The sequence below is a fragment of the Bacillus sp. FSL K6-3200 genome, assembly GCF_038630485.1.
Lineage (GTDB): Bacteria > Bacillota > Bacilli > Bacillales > Bacillaceae > Bacillus > Bacillus safensis.
The window spans coordinates 2,326,517-2,341,612 of the sequence record NZ_CP152032.1 but is presented as its reverse complement, the minus strand read 5'-3'; the positions used below and the strand labels follow the sequence as shown (position 1 = coordinate 2,341,612).

The 15,096-nt window shown below is 40.1% G+C and carries 17 protein-coding genes; 8 read left to right on the top strand and 9 right to left on the bottom strand.

What is annotated here, in order from left to right; all coding sequences use genetic code 11:
• Positions 1-30 precede the first annotated feature (30 nt).
• The 7 genes from MHI60_RS11795 to mnhG are packed head-to-tail and all read left to right on the top strand — an operon-like array spanning position 31 to position 5,801.
• Positions 31-2,436, top strand: coding sequence for a Na+/H+ antiporter subunit A (locus tag MHI60_RS11795; RefSeq protein ID WP_144483377.1), 2,406 nt, complete (start codon positions 31-33; stop codon positions 2,434-2,436).
• Complete coding sequence (locus tag MHI60_RS11790; protein ID WP_024423315.1) at positions 2,433-2,864, top strand: Na(+)/H(+) antiporter subunit B; 432 nt, start codon at positions 2,433-2,435, stop codon at positions 2,862-2,864. Before MHI60_RS11795 ends, MHI60_RS11790 begins: the two co-directional genes overlap by 4 nt.
• Complete coding sequence (locus MHI60_RS11785; protein ID WP_048237322.1) at positions 2,864-3,205, top strand: Na(+)/H(+) antiporter subunit C; 342 nt, start codon at positions 2,864-2,866, stop codon at positions 3,203-3,205. Before MHI60_RS11790 ends, MHI60_RS11785 begins: the two co-directional genes overlap by 1 nt.
• Positions 3,198-4,676 (top strand): Na+/H+ antiporter subunit D, encoded by a 1,479-nt coding sequence (locus MHI60_RS11780; RefSeq protein WP_144483380.1) that lies wholly within the window; start codon positions 3,198-3,200, stop codon positions 4,674-4,676. Before MHI60_RS11785 ends, MHI60_RS11780 begins: the two co-directional genes overlap by 8 nt.
• A 6-nt stretch (positions 4,677-4,682) precedes the next feature.
• The gene (locus MHI60_RS11775; protein ID WP_024425941.1) at positions 4,683-5,162 is read left to right on the top strand and encodes a Na+/H+ antiporter subunit E; all 480 of its coding nucleotides are present in this window, start codon (positions 4,683-4,685) and stop codon (positions 5,160-5,162) included.
• Positions 5,162-5,443 (top strand): Na(+)/H(+) antiporter subunit F1, encoded by a 282-nt coding sequence (locus MHI60_RS11770; RefSeq protein ID WP_039181117.1) that lies wholly within the window; start codon positions 5,162-5,164, stop codon positions 5,441-5,443. The genes MHI60_RS11775 and MHI60_RS11770 overlap by 1 nt, the downstream gene beginning before the upstream one ends.
• Positions 5,427-5,801 (top strand): monovalent cation/H(+) antiporter subunit G, encoded by a 375-nt coding sequence (gene mnhG, locus MHI60_RS11765; protein ID WP_024423320.1) that lies wholly within the window; start codon positions 5,427-5,429, stop codon positions 5,799-5,801. The genes MHI60_RS11770 and mnhG overlap by 17 nt, the downstream gene beginning before the upstream one ends.
• 104 nt (positions 5,802-5,905) lie before the next feature.
• Here the strand turns inward: mnhG and MHI60_RS11760 are convergent, their stop codons facing one another.
• The 6 genes from MHI60_RS11760 to degQ form a co-directional block, all read right to left on the bottom strand.
• The gene (locus MHI60_RS11760) at positions 5,906-6,295 is read right to left on the bottom strand and encodes a hotdog fold thioesterase (RefSeq protein ID WP_095409463.1); all 390 of its coding nucleotides are present in this window, start codon (positions 6,293-6,295) and stop codon (positions 5,906-5,908) included.
• A gap of 23 nt (positions 6,296-6,318) precedes the next feature.
• Entirely contained in the window at positions 6,319-6,960 is a 642-nt protein-coding gene (locus MHI60_RS11755) for a response regulator transcription factor (protein ID WP_144472265.1), read from the bottom strand.
• 80 nt (positions 6,961-7,040) lie between these two features.
• The gene (locus MHI60_RS11750) at positions 7,041-9,353 is read right to left on the bottom strand and encodes an ATP-binding protein (protein WP_144483383.1); all 2,313 of its coding nucleotides are present in this window, start codon (positions 9,351-9,353) and stop codon (positions 7,041-7,043) included.
• Positions 9,354-9,410: 57 nt separating this feature from the next.
• On the bottom strand, positions 9,411-9,578 hold the full coding sequence (gene comX / locus MHI60_RS11745; RefSeq protein ID WP_186318690.1) for a competence pheromone ComX: 168 nt from the start codon (positions 9,576-9,578) through the stop codon (positions 9,411-9,413).
• The gene (locus tag MHI60_RS11740) at positions 9,575-10,489 is read right to left on the bottom strand and encodes a polyprenyl synthetase family protein (protein ID WP_144483387.1); all 915 of its coding nucleotides are present in this window, start codon (positions 10,487-10,489) and stop codon (positions 9,575-9,577) included. Before MHI60_RS11740 ends, comX begins: the two co-directional genes overlap by 4 nt.
• Before the next feature lie 151 nt (positions 10,490-10,640).
• On the bottom strand, positions 10,641-10,781 hold the full coding sequence (degQ, locus tag MHI60_RS11735; protein ID WP_003213123.1) for a degradation enzyme regulation protein DegQ: 141 nt from the start codon (positions 10,779-10,781) through the stop codon (positions 10,641-10,643).
• A 505-nt stretch (positions 10,782-11,286) separates the two neighbouring features.
• Between degQ and MHI60_RS11730 the strand changes: the two genes are divergently transcribed.
• Entirely contained in the window at positions 11,287-11,643 is a 357-nt protein-coding gene (locus MHI60_RS11730) for an inner spore coat protein (protein WP_144483390.1), read from the top strand.
• Between the two features lie 33 nt (positions 11,644-11,676).
• On the opposite strand, the gene MHI60_RS11725 is transcribed toward MHI60_RS11730, so the two are convergent.
• The 3 genes from MHI60_RS11725 to MHI60_RS11715 form a co-directional block, all read right to left on the bottom strand.
• A complete protein-coding gene (locus MHI60_RS11725; protein WP_144484294.1) occupies positions 11,677-12,903 on the bottom strand; it encodes an HDOD domain-containing protein in 1,227 nt (408 codons plus the stop codon).
• A gap of 137 nt (positions 12,904-13,040) precedes the next feature.
• Positions 13,041-14,453 (bottom strand): nicotinate phosphoribosyltransferase, encoded by a 1,413-nt coding sequence (locus MHI60_RS11720; RefSeq protein WP_342502688.1) that lies wholly within the window; start codon positions 14,451-14,453, stop codon positions 13,041-13,043.
• A 77-nt stretch (positions 14,454-14,530) separates the two neighbouring features.
• On the bottom strand, positions 14,531-15,082 hold the full coding sequence (locus tag MHI60_RS11715; protein WP_095409470.1) for an isochorismatase family cysteine hydrolase: 552 nt from the start codon (positions 15,080-15,082) through the stop codon (positions 14,531-14,533).
• Positions 15,083-15,096: the final 14 nt, after the last annotated feature.

Here is a 15,096-nt window from a genome sequence, read left to right as displayed (position 1 = left end):
ATTTATATTGATCAAAGGAGGTTCATTTTCTTGCAGCTTATTCACTTCGCCATCCTATCACCTTTTTTACTCGCTTTTGTTGTACCTTTCCTTTACAAATATGTGAGGCATATACATACAGGATGGTTTGTTCTCATCTTGCCGATTCTTTTATTTACCTATTTCATCCAAATGTTACACATCACTTCGAATGGACGAACGCTTTTCTCACAGGCTGAATGGATTCCATCTTTAGGGATGAATTTCACTGTGTTTGTCGATGGTCTCAGCTTGTTATTTGCTTTATTAATAACAGGTATCGGCTCACTAGTGGTGCTGTACAGTATTTTCTACTTATCAAAGGAAAAAGAACAGCTTGGCTCTTTCTACACGTATTTGCTCATGTTTATGACCGCGATGCTGGGTGTCGTTCTTTCTGACAACATGGTGGTTCTATACTTGTTTTGGGAGTTAACGAGTATCTCTTCCTTCCTCTTAATTGGGTATTGGTATAAGCGGGAACGCTCTAGGTACGGAGCAACGAAATCACTGCTTATTACTGTTTTTGGCGGATTAGCTATGCTTGGCGGCTTCATCCTCATTTACCTGATTACTGATTCATTCAGTATTCGTGAAGCAGTGAATCAGCTTCAGCTCATTATGGCATCACCTTACTTTATCCCTGCCATGATCCTAATCTTACTAGGTGCCTTTACGAAATCAGCTCAGTTCCCATTTTATATCTGGCTGCCTGATGCAATGGAAGCACCGACCCCTGTGAGCAGTTATCTGCATTCTGCTACGATGGTGAAAGCCGGTATTTATCTTGTTGCCCGCTTCAGTCCAATCTTTGCAATATCAGAGGTATGGTTCTGGACCATTTCCATCGTTGGACTTGTCACATTATTCTGGGGATCATTCCACGCCGTCCGGCAAAACGATTTGAAAGCCATTCTGGCCTATTCAACAGTGAGTCAGCTCGGCATGATTATGCTCATGCTTGGCGTCGGCGCAGCTGCAATTCATGAAAACAATCCTGCCTTTTTTGGTGCAGCCGTTCTTGCTGCTATTTTTCACCTCATTAACCATGCTACTTTTAAAGGCAGTCTCTTTATGGCAGCTGGTATTATTGATCATGAAACAGGAACTCGTGACATTCGGAAATTAGGCGGATTAATGACGATCATGCCGATTACCTTCACGATTACGTTAATCGGTACATTTTCAATGGCCGGACTACCGCCATTTAATGGCTTCTTAAGTAAAGAACTATTTTTCACAAGTATGATACGAATTTCTGACATCAGCTTTACGGACGTTTCAACATGGGGTGCAATCTTTCCAGCACTCGCTTGGCTCGCTAGTGTCTTTACGTTCATTTACAGTATGATGCTCCTCTTTAAAACATTTAGAGGCCGTCTGAATGTAGACCAATTGGAGAAAAAACCGCACGAAGCACCGATCGGCATGCTTATTCCGCCAATCATTCTAGCTGCACTTGTGGTCACTTTCTTCTTTTTCCCTAATATTCTTGCCTATTCTGTCATCGAACCTGCAATGGCGGCGATCATTCCTGAAGCGATTGAAACAGGAAGCCGTTTTTCTGTGAAAATTGAAGCATGGCATGGCTTCCAGCCAGAGCTCTATATGACAATAGGTGTTGTTGTACTCGGCACAATCGGCTACTTGACGCTTTCAAAATGGCGTCCAATGTACAACATCTTTAAGGAGAAATGGTCATTTAACGCTTTATACGACCGCTCTCTTATCGGTTTAGAAAAAGGTTCATACCGCCTGACAAACAGTTATATGACTGGTTTTCTTCGTGATTATCTTGTTTATGTGTTTGGGTTCATGATCATCGTCATTGGCGGTGTGATGTTTTATCAGCAGGCCTTTTCATTTAAAACAGATCAGGCTGCCTCAATTGGCACGTATGAGATGATTCTTTCACTTGTGATGGTGGCGGCGACGATTGCAACTGTATTCGCAAGTTCACGATTAACAGCTATTATTGCTCTAGGTGTCATGGGCTACACGCTGTCATTATTCTTCGTGATTTTCAGAGCACCTGACCTTGCGCTGACGCAGCTGATTATTGAAACGATTTCTGTCGCACTGTTTTTGCTTTGCTTCTATCATTTACCGAAGCTGAGCTTAAAGCAAAAAACGAGAAGATTCAAAATGACCAATTTCATCATTTCATTAGGTGTTGGGGTAGTTGTCACTTGTCTAGCTTTTGCTTCCACAAGTCAGCAGTCACTTGACACCATCTCAACTTACTTTATTGAAAACAGCTACAAACTTGCTGGCGGTGACAATATTGTCAATGTCATTCTTGTAGATTTCAGGGGCTTTGATACCCTCTTTGAAATTACCGTGCTCGCCATTGCGGCACTTGGTATTTATGGTTTATTAAAAACGCAAACAAAACGGAAGAGAGGTGTGCGGCGATGAGAAAGATTGATACGAATGATATGCTTTTGCAAGTTACAACAAAAATCACAGCATTCATCATCTTGCTTTTCTCCCTTCACCTATTTCTTGCGGGACATAACAATCCTGGCGGCGGATTCATAGGCGGTCTGATGAGTGCTGCGGCTGTCGTTCTTCTGCTTTTAGCCTATGATCTGAAGACAGTAAGACGCATTTTGCCATTTGACTTTATTTATGTAACTGGAGCTGGTTTGCTCGTTGCGATCCTGACAGGTATGGGATCCTTTCTATTCGGTGCACCTTTTCTATCCCATGCATTTGATTATTTCCAATTACCGTTTTTAGGGAAAACAGAACTGGCGACAGCTGTCCTGTTTGATATCGGTGTGTATTTGGTTGTTGTCGGTGTCACCATGACCATTATTCAAATGATTGGAGAGAAGGAATAATGGAATTTCTAATGTCTATTATCGTCGGAATTATTTTTATGGCGGCGACCTATTTGATGCTGTCAAAAAGCCTTCTGCGGGTCATCGTCGGTACTGCTGTTTTGAGTCACGGCGTCCACTTGCTGCTTTTAACAATGGGCGGCTTAAAAAAGGGAGCGCCTCCCGTTCTAAAAGAGGGGATCACATCCTATGTAGATCCATTGCCACAAGCATTAATTTTAACAGCCATTGTCATTGCTTTTGGTGTGACATCCTTATTACTTGTCATGGCCTTCCGTGCCTTCCAAGAGCTGCGAACAGATGACATGGATCAAATGAGAGGAAATGATCAGCATGAATAATCTCGTGATCCTGCCTATTTTAATTCCATTACTAGCTGCTACACTATTGATCTTTATGAATAAAAACATCATACTGTCAAGAGTCTTTAGTGTCTTTGCATCTCTTTCAGCTATTATTTGTAATGTATATTTGGTTCAAACGATTTTCACAAACGGGATACAAACCCTTTATTTGGGCGGCTGGAAAGCGCCATTTGGAATTGCCCTTGTCGCCGATCAATTTGCTGCACTCCTTGTGCTGACCGCATCCGTTGTCGGGCTTGTAACAGTCCTCTTCTCCTTTCAAACAATTGGGAAAGAAAGAGAGCAGCTCTTCTATTATTCTGGCGTTCAGTTTTTGTTAGCTGGCGTGAGCGGAGCCTTTTTAACGGGAGATATTTTCAACCTGTTTGTATTCTTTGAATTACTGCTGATGGCGTCTTATATGCTCATTGTGTTAGGCGGATCAAAGCCTCAGCTTCGTGAATCACTCAAATATATTGTGTTTAATATCATCTCGTCGGCATTATTTATTGTCGGAGTTGCCTGCTTATATGCAGTGACGGGCACGCTCAATATGGCTGATTTAAGTGTGAAAATAGCTGAATCAGGGCAAACAGGGTTAATCACTGTTATTTCCATCCTGTTCCTCATTGTGTTCGGCTTAAAAGCTGGGATCTTCCCGCTTTATTTCTGGCTTCCAGGATCGTATCACGCACCGCCGGCCGCGATTTCAGCTCTATTTGGGGCTTTGCTGACAAAGGTTGGCTTATATGCGATTGCCAGAGTCTTTACATTAATTTTTATACATGATACAGGCTTCACCCATACACTCATGGCGTGGCTTGCCGCACTGACGGTGATATTCGGTGTGATTGGCTCGATCGCCTATTCTGATGTGCAGAAGATTGTGATTTATAACATTGTCACAGCTGTTGGGGTCATTTTGTTTGGATTTGCAGCCAACACACCTGCATCACTCCAAGGAGCTATTTATTATCTCATTCACGACATGGTGATCAAAGGGGCTTTATTTATGCTGGCAGGTGCCCTCTTTGTGTACGCTGGTACAAACCAACTGAAAAAAATGGGCGGACTGATTCAATCTCAGCCTCTATTAGGATGGATGTTTTTCATATCGGCTTTATCACTGGCAGGAATTCCACCGCTGAGTGGCTTTGTTGGAAAACTAAAAATTGTGGAAGGTGGATTTTCTGCTGGATACATGACGTTTTCTATCTTGGTCTTACTGTCCAGCCTCCTTGTCCTCTACTCTATTATGAAGATTTTCATGTCCGCATTTTGGGGCGAGGAACAGGATATGCGAAGAAGAAAGCCGTCAATTAAAGGAATGGTGTATCCTGGCGTACTGCTTGTCGTCTTATCTCTTGCTATTGGGTTAGGAACTGAGTTCATTGCCCCTTATATCAATCAAGCAGCGGAAATGCTCTCCACACCAGAAAAATATATTCAAGCTGTGCTGAAGGAGTAGATGAACATGGCCTTTCAAATATTACTAAACGCTCTCCTCGCCTTTACATGGATGTTTATGAATGATACATACAGAGCCGCAGACTTTGTATCAGGCTTTGCCTTAGGGATGATCGCCATTTTTATGCTGCGGCGATTTTTCCCGCAGCGTTTTTACGGCTATGCTCTTTATGCGATTTTCAAGCTCATTATCATTTTTATTCGGGAGCTGCTTCTTGCCAATTTAAGTGTATTAAAGACGGTATTATCTCCAAAGCTCACGATTAAGCCCGGTATTTTCGCCTTTCGTACGGACTTGAAAACAGATTGGGAAATCACCATACTAGCAAATATGATTACTTTGACACCAGGTACACTAGTGATTGATATTTCCGATGATCGTTCCATTTTATACATTCATGCGATGGATATTGAAGATGCTGAAAAAGCCATTCACGATATCCGGGTTTCATTTGAGAAAGCGATTCAGGAGGTGAGCGGTAAGTAATGGAACTCATTTTGCAAATTTCACTTGGCATTCTTGCTCTGTCTACTTTGCTTTTTGTGATACGAGTGATCAAAGGTCCCTCAATTCCTGATCGTGTGAGTGCACTTGATGCGATAGGAATCAATTTAATTGGGATGACAGCCATCGTTTCAATTTTACTGAAAACCACTGCATTCTTTGAGATTATTTTACTGCTCGGCATCCTTGCCTTTATCGGTACTGTCGCTTTTTCCAAATTCCTTGAGAAAGGGGAAGTGATTGAAAATGATCGTCATCGCTAAAGCCATCGTGATTTTCTTTATCCTGCTAGGCGCTATCCTCTGTTTGATTTCAGCCATTGGTGTCCTTCGCCTGCCGGATGTTTACACACGTATGCATGCTGCATCAAAAGCATCGACCCTTGGCGTTGTTCTGATTTTAGTAGGCGTGTTTTTTCACGAATGGTTTCTTGCAGGCGTTATTTCTGCAAAAATCCTTCTCGGGATCGTATTCATCTTCCTGACAGCACCAGTCGGCGCACACTTGATCGGAAGAGCAGCCTACAATACTGGTGTTAAGCTTGACAAGCGCAGTGTCCAAGATGATTATGGCGGCTTCCGCAACTTTGTGATTAAGCGAAAAGAAGACTCTTATTTATAAAAAAAGCGAAAAGAATGGCCTGATATGTTGGGCCATTCTTTTATTTCTCTCAATTTATCGCTCAACAGCATATAAAAAAAGCTTCCGCTGCACCGGGAGCTTTTTTATATGCGATCAATGACAGCAAGTGTGCACCTTGACGTACAGATGTGCCGGTCTCGATCATCTTTTATATCGATTTGAAATACCATTGTACGCCGTCCTACATGTACAGGAACAGCTGTCGCTGTCACCACTCCATCACGTACAGATTTTAAATGATTGGCATTGATTTCAATACCTGAGCAAACTTGCTGCGTTAAGTCTAAATGAGCCGCAGCCCCCATGCTCGCCACTGTTTCTGCTAGAGCAGCAGACGCTCCTCCATGCAGCAGCCCAAATGGCTGTTTTGTTCTGTGATCGACTGGCATTGTTGCAACGCATCGTGACTCATTGCACTCTACAATCTCAATGCCTAGTGCCTCAAGCAGTGTATTTGATCCGCTCACATCCATTAAGGCCCTCTCCCTTCACACGTTTACAGCACACTTTCAGACTTGGCAATTAACACCGCTTCTGTACGAGATCCAACATTCAGCTTATTAAAGATGGATGTCAAACTGTACTCAATTGACCGTTTGCTCAAATGAAGCACATCGGCAATCTCCTGGTTCGTGTATCCTTTTTCTACTTCTCTAAGGATCAAACACTCCCGTTCGGTTAAGAGGTCGTGATCAGTCTGCTGCGCCTGTTCTGGCTTTTCTTGCTGCTGTGAAATTAATTTCTTTAAATAGGACAGCTGAATGACAACTTCTCCTTGTAATGTGCGGTGTATGTATTCAATAATTTTGTCTTTCGTCTCTGTTTTACTAATTGCACCGTGTAATCCAGCCCGAATAGCCTCTTCAAAATAATCATCTACTTCATACCCTGTATAAATGATAATTTTTACTTGCTGGTTGTTTTCTAAGATTTGCTTCGCAATGTCCATTCCATTGATATCCCCGAGATTTAAATCCATCAAAATCACGTCATAGATGGAAAAGTCATGCGTCTTTAAAAAGGCGGCTTCTGCATCAGGACTTAAACAATCGACTGATAGCTGCTGGTCTGATTCTAAAATGCTTTTTGTCCCTTCCATGACAGCCGGATGATCATCAATGACCAATATCTTCTTCATGTCTTCCTCCCTTTAAATCACTCACTTCCATTTTATATAAAAAACTTGGCTAATGCCAAGTCTTAATCCTTAATAAATCGTTACAATTCCATTTCAATTTTCACCTTAAGCCCTTTTTCCGGTGCTGTGTGAATTTGAAGCTTTCCATTTAACGCTTTGACTCGTTCCCTAATTCCCGATAGCCCCATGCTCATTGTGTGCTGATCAAGATGACTTGCATCAAAACCGACTCCATCATCCTCATAGTGAAGAACAACCTGATCTTTAATACAAATCAGCATCACTAACACTTGAGTAGCTTGGGAGTGCTTCAGGGCATTGGATAACAGTTCCTGGACAATTCGGTAAATATTCAGCTGTGAATCAATATCAATGTCCAGCTCTTTATCAAAGCGTGTCGTATTCAGCCTTATATGAAACGGTGCTTCCTCTTGAATTTGAGAAGTCAGCTTCGATATCGCCTTTACTAAACCTAAATCATACAGCAGCTGCGGCCGAAGCTCATGACACGTTTCTCTCGTCGTCTGAATCACTTTAGACATTTGATCGTTCCATGAGACAAGCGAATTTTCAATAGATGTCGGGCATTGGTTGTTTTGGAAATTCGTTAAAAACATCTCTGACTGCCTTTTTAGTGATATCAAGTCCTGCAGCACGGAATCATGAAGATCCCTCGCTAAATCTGAGCGCTGCTTTTCTTCCATGGCAAACATGATTTTCTTCAGCCAGGCAGGATTGGCTTCACGCTGTTTTAAATCGTCAAGATGCTCCATCAATTCTTCGATCTTGACGACATTTTCTAAACTGACACTTGTGTAAAAGGCCAATGTTTTCAGCCAAGAAATCTCATCACGCGACAATTTCGGTGTCCGTAAATTAGATAAACAGCAAATCACAAAAGAGTGACCGCCCCGCTCACCAATTTTCATCATAAACCCTTTATCAAGCGCGATGATTTTCCCGACTTCATCTAATATATCTTGAAATTGATCCACATACTCTTTCCATAGCTCACTATCCCCTGTTGACTCATCAATTTCAACAATTTGCCCATCAGCCTTCACCTCAAGTACAAAAGCTTTATTAACAACAAGCACTTCTAAAATGGTGTATTTCAAATGGTATAACACTTGGTGAAGTGATGACGCCTCACGAATGAGCTGCGTGAATTTAAACACACTGTCCTGGTAATTATGCTTCTCTGAAAAACGCTTCAGACGAAAACGGAAATCTAGAATTTCTTTAAAATAAAAAACAGCCAGCATGAGAGTATAAGTGATTAATGCGAGCTTCAGTGTGTACTTCAAATCTTCTGGTTTTTGCAGAATGTAAAACGTGACTACAACGAAAATGGTTGGTGTGATGGCTAGAAAGCCATAGTATCTCAGTCTACTAATTAGAAAATCCATATTGTAAAGTTTGTTCGTCATAAATTGGTACACGAGTGAAAAAGGAATTAACAAAACGATAGATGTCAGGATAAAAGGATTAATCAAATACTTATCAAAAAATACATAGGGAATAACGAAAAATAAAATAAATGGACTGAACGACAAAACATTTATAATAGCAAAAAACTTTAAAACTGAACCATGTGCTGTTTTTTTATATCTCTTCATGCCTCTGACTATTAAATAAAGTGCTACTAAAACTGTTCCGAAAAAAAACAGCAAACTGATGCTTGGAACATATTTTCTCAATTCAGATGACACCGAAACTCCACTATGTACTGCAAGATTAAAAATAGGTATCAAGTATAAGCACCTGATTAGTTTTGGGTTCGTTAAGTGCACATCAAATTCTTTGAAGTATTGATAGATAAAATGAATATATAAGATGGATACACTCGATAAACACAATAAGAGAACATAATGGCTAAATCTATCACCAATTCCTGAAGTACCTGCACTCAGATATCCAACACAAATTGACAATAAGAATAAAATTAATAAAAATGCAGATTTTCGTTGCGGCTCTTTGTTAATTTTAATAATAAAAAAGATACAGAATAAGCATATTGAATATAGAAGAAGAGGGATTAAATAGACAAATAAGCTTTCTCGACCAATCAATGTTTTATTTTTAAGTGATATAATTTGGTTTCCTCTTTGAATATCAATTCTTTGTACATTTCTAAGCTTACCATTAATCATATGATCTTGAATTAAATTAGATTGTCCGTTTATTTTTAAAATAATATCTCCTTCTTTTAACCCTGACGAATAAGCTAAAGAAAGATATTCAACGTCAACAACTTCCGTTTGACCATTTTCATTCTTTTCTACACGTGCACCATTAAAAATATCAAATACATAGATATATGAAATATAGATCACAAATAAAAAAGACAAAAAAACAAGAAATGTGGACAATTTTGTATAGGTAAGCTTCATGTTTAAAACATCCTTAAGAAAAGATCATTAAATAATCATACAGGTTGGATCTTAAAATTAATACTCCCAGATGTATTTCGTACTCATGTATCCTTTTTCTACACCTTTTATAATGGCTGCTGTTGTTTGTGCATCTGCATGAATTAAACTTGCATTTCCAGATTTCAATTCATCGATCACAACTGGGTTCTTCATTAGATGTGCAATGATATTTTGAATATTCAACCATTGCCCTCCTTTGTCATAAATGCACATAATTGTTCCTTCTTCTTCCTAGGTAAATCAAGTTGTTCAATTCCTTGCTTCATTTTTAACAGCATAATCTCTCTCATCGATACCATGTACTGAGTCAAACCAGCTTCAAGTAACTTCTGCTTCAGTTGAACCGGCTTTTGCTCTGACTCATCCAGCCGGTTAGAAAAGAAGGAAAGAAGCTCTTGACTGGCATCGTTAAAACGTCTTTTTAAATAACTGAATGCCAGCGTTTGTTTTTTTTGAAAATCTCCGTTTGATTTTGAAAATAACGCAAAAAAATCGTTACTGATCTGTTCAGCAACACCATAATATATTGAATAAGATTCCACAGTGGCGTTTATTTTTCCTGTCGCTAAATAAACACCCAATACGCTAGAAATAGCTGTTAAAGATCCTGACTTTTTCTTTAAAACCTCTACACACTCTTCTTCTGTTCCATGCAAATGACGCAAATCCTCGTGCTGCCCTTCCATTGACATTTTAATGAAATGGAACAGTTTCTCTAATAGTTGAGAATTATTTTCACATATTGATGCGATGAATTGGATACTCACCGTATATAAATACGTAGAAGCATTGATGGCCACTCCTTGGTCGACGTTCATCCAAGGATACGAATCATTGTCCTGATCTTCAATATCATCTAATATATCGGCAGATAAGATAAGAAGTTCAATCCCTGCTGCCAGTTTTGTAATCGCTTGCTTGTCTTGTCCGCCAAATGCCTCATAATGCTGGTAAGCTAATTGACCAAGAGGAAATTCTTTTTTTCTATCTGTAAATTTCAGAAGCAGCTTTTGTAAATCATTCTGCCTGACTGCATATTGAATAAAATCAGACATATTCTGCTTGATTTTTGTATTCTCTAGATAGTTTAGCATACTCGATCTTGTACCTCACCCTTTCGTCTTTTATTTTACTAAAAAGACATGAGCAAATGTCCACTGACATCGCTATTTAACAATTATATAATAATATATCCTTTTTTTGTATGTATTTGGATAAAAAAAAGACTTGATGATTATCAAGTCTTTAAGAAATTTTCACATATTCATATTTGTCGTATTGATCAATGCTTTTGTTAATGTTATGAAGAGAAGCCGTTGTTTCTCTAATTTCGTTTTCAAGTTTCCATAATAATTGTTTAAGTTCTTCGATTTCATACTTTTCCATCGATTCCACTCTCCTTTTTTGGAAGATCAATGTATTTGTGTATGGTGATTGGGTCATAAGTATTTGATCTGTTACTAACAGTGTAAATGTAATTGAGTATTTTTTCACCGAAAAGTATGCACAAAACATGTGCGTGATACCGCAAAATTCAATAGGTCTTTTTTCATCATTTTCTGACTTTTCAAATCATACTTTTATCTCAATTTCAAAGGAAATGCGTCATTTTTGCGACAGGAATAGGCATCGTTCGTCACACTTCTCTCTCGAAAGAACATACGATCCCCTCTATATCTTTGGTTTTGCGTGTTATAGGTCAGACGACAGACGCTATTGTGGACACCGCAATTTTTTGGCGACATCCACCGAAATTGACCGCAAAAGTACCTATTTTTATGTTGGATTTACAAAGATAGAAAGATCATTTTGATTCTTTATTCTGATTTTCTACATACATTTAGAACAGATATCCGTCCAATTTCACGTCAATGAGAGAAGAGGTGACCATGTGTTTTACTATGTTCCTTACTCTGCTTTGCAGGTTCCCGCAATGAGCCACGCATACCCGCCGCGCACGCCAATGACTTTTCCTCCAGTAGATGCCCACTCATTTCAACGAGCCGCAAAGGAATCGACCCGTCTCGTTGCTGATGCTTCACTCATCACGGAGCAAATTTCCAGCTCCCTTCCGTTTGCCAAGCGCATCATGGAGGCTGCTGAGCGCTCTGATTCAACAAGTGTCATCCGAATGCTGAAGCAAATCGGTGTGAAAAGCGGCATCGATATCCGCTTTAGTCCAGAAGGCATTCGGATCTACTTGTCTCTTGCCTCCAGCAGACTTTTTCTTCTTTTACAGTGGTCATGACAAAGAAAAGCCGCTCATTCAGAGCGGCTTTTCTTAAGATTCAAACATTTTATGGCACCATTCAATGGCTTCTATATAACAGCCATAAGCTTCCTGTTTCGGGAGATTTCCACCTAACATCTCATCATCCCATTCATTTCGTTCAATACGTTTGGCCACATCCAGCACAGAAGAATAATCATTTTCATAGCCAAGAAGTGCCTCGCCAACTTCATCAGAAAGCGGCAGCTCCTTCACTAGTTCTGTGATATCTGCTCTGACAAGTGTATCAATAAGAGAAAACATACCTGTCAGCATATAAGAGGCTGGGTGCTCTCGTTCAGTACGATAGGCAATCAGTTCACACGTTTTGGCGCGAATGAACGACATTTTGATAATTTCTTTTTGACTTGAGTTAGCTTGGACATTCAGTTCTTTAAATGAAAGGATAAAGATCCAGCGCCGAATCTCATTAAACCCAAGCAGGATAATCGCCTGCCGGATACTTTTAATTTGATAAAGACGTCTCATGCCGCCTGAATTCAGCATTTTTAATAATTGATATGATAGCGAAAGGTCACTTTCAATAAAATGGGTCACGGTCTGGATATTCGGCTGGTCCTTGCTTAACTCATTTAAAAGCTGATGGTACGCATGGAAGCTGGTCGATAAGGCTCGTCCCGATATCACATGCGGCTCACTAAAGAAATACCCTTGAAACAAGTGGAAGCCCGCTTCTAGCGCTTCTTCATATTCTCTTCTCGTTTCTACTTTTTCAGCTAAGAATCGAAGGCGGTACTTTTTATAGGTATTCAGAATAGCTCTTCGTTCTTGCGTTGTCGTTTTCAGAAAATCAATTTTTAAAATATCAATGCAATAGAGGAGTTCCTCAAGCAGCTTGTCACTATAATGTGTTCCGTTTAGGAAGAAATCATCGAGTGCAATCGTATATCCCCATTTTTTTAACTGCTTACATCTCATAATAAGTGCCGGGGTAATCGGTACATTTTCTAATATCTCGATCACAAGCTGATGCGGATCAAAATAGGTGAGCAGATCAGATGAAAGCAAGCTTTCGGTGAAATTAATGTAGCATCGTTTTCCTTCTGTCAGTGTTTCGATGCCGATATTTAGAAAACTGTTGATAATGAGGTCCGTTGTCGCTTGATCACCGTCTTCAGCGCTATATGTATTGGTTTCACTATCTCTATAAAGCAGCTCATATGATACGACTTGTTCTTTTCTGTTAAAAATAGGCTGTCTCGCAACAAACACCCTCAACTGCTCCAATCCTCCTTTATGCCATGACAAACAAGATGTGCTTTCAGTATACCAAATGATTGCGCTTTTAGTTCATTTTCAATCGGTCAAAATAAAAAAAAGAGACCATCCGGCTTGATGATCTCCCTTTCTTCTAATCATTCGCTTTCATAAAGCTCTTTTTTGATTTTATTTTTCACATCATGGATAAACTGCATTTTATTATCCCAGCATTTTTGACTCAAATCGACTGGATATTCTTCTGGTTTGCTGATTCGTTTGTATTCCTCCCAGAAAAGTCCAAGACTGTCCTGCACATAGGCTTGAATCGTTTGAATATCCGGGTTGTCATAGACAAGTTTACCTTGTTCAAAAATCGGGACGTGAAGATCTTTCGCCACAAAGTTCGTAACAAATTTACTAATAAATGTATGCACAGGATGGAACATTTTTAGTTTATCCTCACTATGAACATCTTCCTCTTCAAGTGCAATGTAGTCACCCTCAGAATGATGATTCAATTGATTAATAATGCGGTACACACGTTTACGGCCTGGTGTTGTCACTTTCTCTGGGTTGGAAGAAATTTTAATGGTATCATTCATTTTGCCGTTTTCTTCAATGGATACCAGCTTATACACTGCACCGAGGGCTGGCTGATCGAATGCTGTGATCAGTTTTGTCCCAACACCCCACACATCAATTTTGGCACCCTGTGCCTTTAAATTCATAATGGTGTGTTCATCAAGATCGCTTGATGCAATGACTTTTGCATCATGGAATCCTGCTTCATCCAGCATCGTTCTAGCTTTTTTAGACAAGTATGCAAGGTCCCCGCTATCAAGTCTGATACCAATGAAGTTGATTTTGTCTCCAAATTCTTTCGCTACCTTAATCGCATTCGGAATACCTGATCTGACGGTATCATACGTATCGACTAAAAAGACACAGTCTGTATGAGTTTCAGCATATTTTTTAAATGCTGTATATTCATCGCGGTATGCTTGTACAAGTGCGTGGGCATGTGTTCCTGATACTGGAATGTTGAAGCGTTTCCCAGCACGAACATTACTTGTCGCCTGAAAACCGCCGATGAGTGCAGCTCTTGCTCCCCACATCGCTGCATCCATTTCATGCGCACGTCTTGTTCCGAATTCTAATGCTGTCTCATCTTCAATGATTCCTTTAATCCGGGCCGCTTTTGTTGCAATCAGCGTCTGGAAATTCACGATATTGAGCAATGCTGTTTCGATTAACTGAGCTTCAACAAGCGTTGCCTCGATGCGCATAATCGGTTCATTCGCAAAGACAATTTCCCCTTCTCGCATTGAATGAAGTGTACCTGTAAAGGACAATCCGCTTAAATAGTCAATGAAATCGCTTTTATAACCGAGTTCATCTTTTAAGTACGCTAGATCGCTTTCAGTGAAGGAAAAGTCCGATAAATATTCAATCGCTTTCTCTAAGCCAGCAAATACAGCGAAGCCATTGTCAAATGGAAGCTTTCTAAAGAAGAGTTCAAAGACTGCCTTCTTCTCATGTATGCCGTCTCTCCAATACGTTTCTGCCATGTTAATTTGATAAAGATCTGTATGTAGTGATAAACTGTCGTCAATAAACCGATGCTCCAACTTCCATTCTCCTTCCCTTACTTAACCACTTTCGCACCAAGCGACTGCTCAAAGTGAGAAAGTGCCCACTCGTGCCCCGCTTCATTAAAACTCGCCACAGCATTCTCGTGAATCACAAGTTCAAAGCCTTTATTGTACGCATCAACAGCTGTATGAAGTACACAAATATCGGTACATACGCCGGCTAAGTGAAGTTCCGTGATGCCGCGCTCGCGCAGTTTCATTTCTAATTGAGTGCCTGCAAAAGCAGAGTATCTTGTTTTTTCCATATAGTAGACATGTTTTAAATGTTTTGACGTGTGAAATAGTGAACTTAGTTGTCCATAAAGTTCAATGCCCTCGGTTCCGCGAATATTATGGGGCGGAAATAACTTTGTCTCTGGATGATAAGGGTCCTCTTCTTCATGATGATCGACAGCAAAGACGACAAAGTGGCCTTCATCAATAAATGAAGAAGTGATCTCTGTGATCTTAGATTCAATCGCCTGTCCAGGCTTTCCGCATGTCAGTTTTCCATCGTCTGCAACAAAATCAACTGTATAATCTATACAAATCAACGCTTTGCCCATCCGCATCTCTCCCA

Coding starts and splice junctions, on each gene's coding strand:
- MHI60_RS11775 (WP_024425941.1), top strand. CDS start 4,683: ATGGCCTTTCAAATATTACTAAACGCTCTCCTCGCCTTTACATGGATG.
- MHI60_RS11785 (WP_048237322.1), top strand. CDS start 2,864: ATGGAATTTCTAATGTCTATTATCGTCGGAATTATTTTTATGGCGGCG.
- mnhG (WP_024423320.1), top strand. CDS start 5,427: ATGATCGTCATCGCTAAAGCCATCGTGATTTTCTTTATCCTGCTAGGC.
- MHI60_RS11780 (WP_144483380.1), top strand. CDS start 3,198: ATGAATAATCTCGTGATCCTGCCTATTTTAATTCCATTACTAGCTGCT.
- MHI60_RS11790 (WP_024423315.1), top strand. CDS start 2,433: ATGAGAAAGATTGATACGAATGATATGCTTTTGCAAGTTACAACAAAA.
- MHI60_RS11750 (WP_144483383.1), bottom strand. CDS start 9,353: ATGAAGCTTACCTATACAAAATTGTCCACATTTCTTGTTTTTTTGTCT.
- MHI60_RS11755 (WP_144472265.1), bottom strand. CDS start 6,960: ATGAAGAAGATATTGGTCATTGATGATCATCCGGCTGTCATGGAAGGG.
- MHI60_RS11715 (WP_095409470.1), bottom strand. CDS start 15,082: ATGGGCAAAGCGTTGATTTGTATAGATTATACAGTTGATTTTGTTGCA.
- MHI60_RS11740 (WP_144483387.1), bottom strand. CDS start 10,489: ATGCTAAACTATCTAGAGAATACAAAAATCAAGCAGAATATGTCTGAT.
- MHI60_RS11720 (WP_342502688.1), bottom strand. CDS start 14,453: ATGGCAGAAACGTATTGGAGAGACGGCATACATGAGAAGAAGGCAGTC.
- degQ (WP_003213123.1), bottom strand. CDS start 10,781: ATGGAAAAGTATGAAATCGAAGAACTTAAACAATTATTATGGAAACTT.
- MHI60_RS11760 (WP_095409463.1), bottom strand. CDS start 6,295: ATGGATGTGAGCGGATCAAATACACTGCTTGAGGCACTAGGCATTGAG.
- MHI60_RS11770 (WP_039181117.1), top strand. CDS start 5,162: ATGGAACTCATTTTGCAAATTTCACTTGGCATTCTTGCTCTGTCTACT.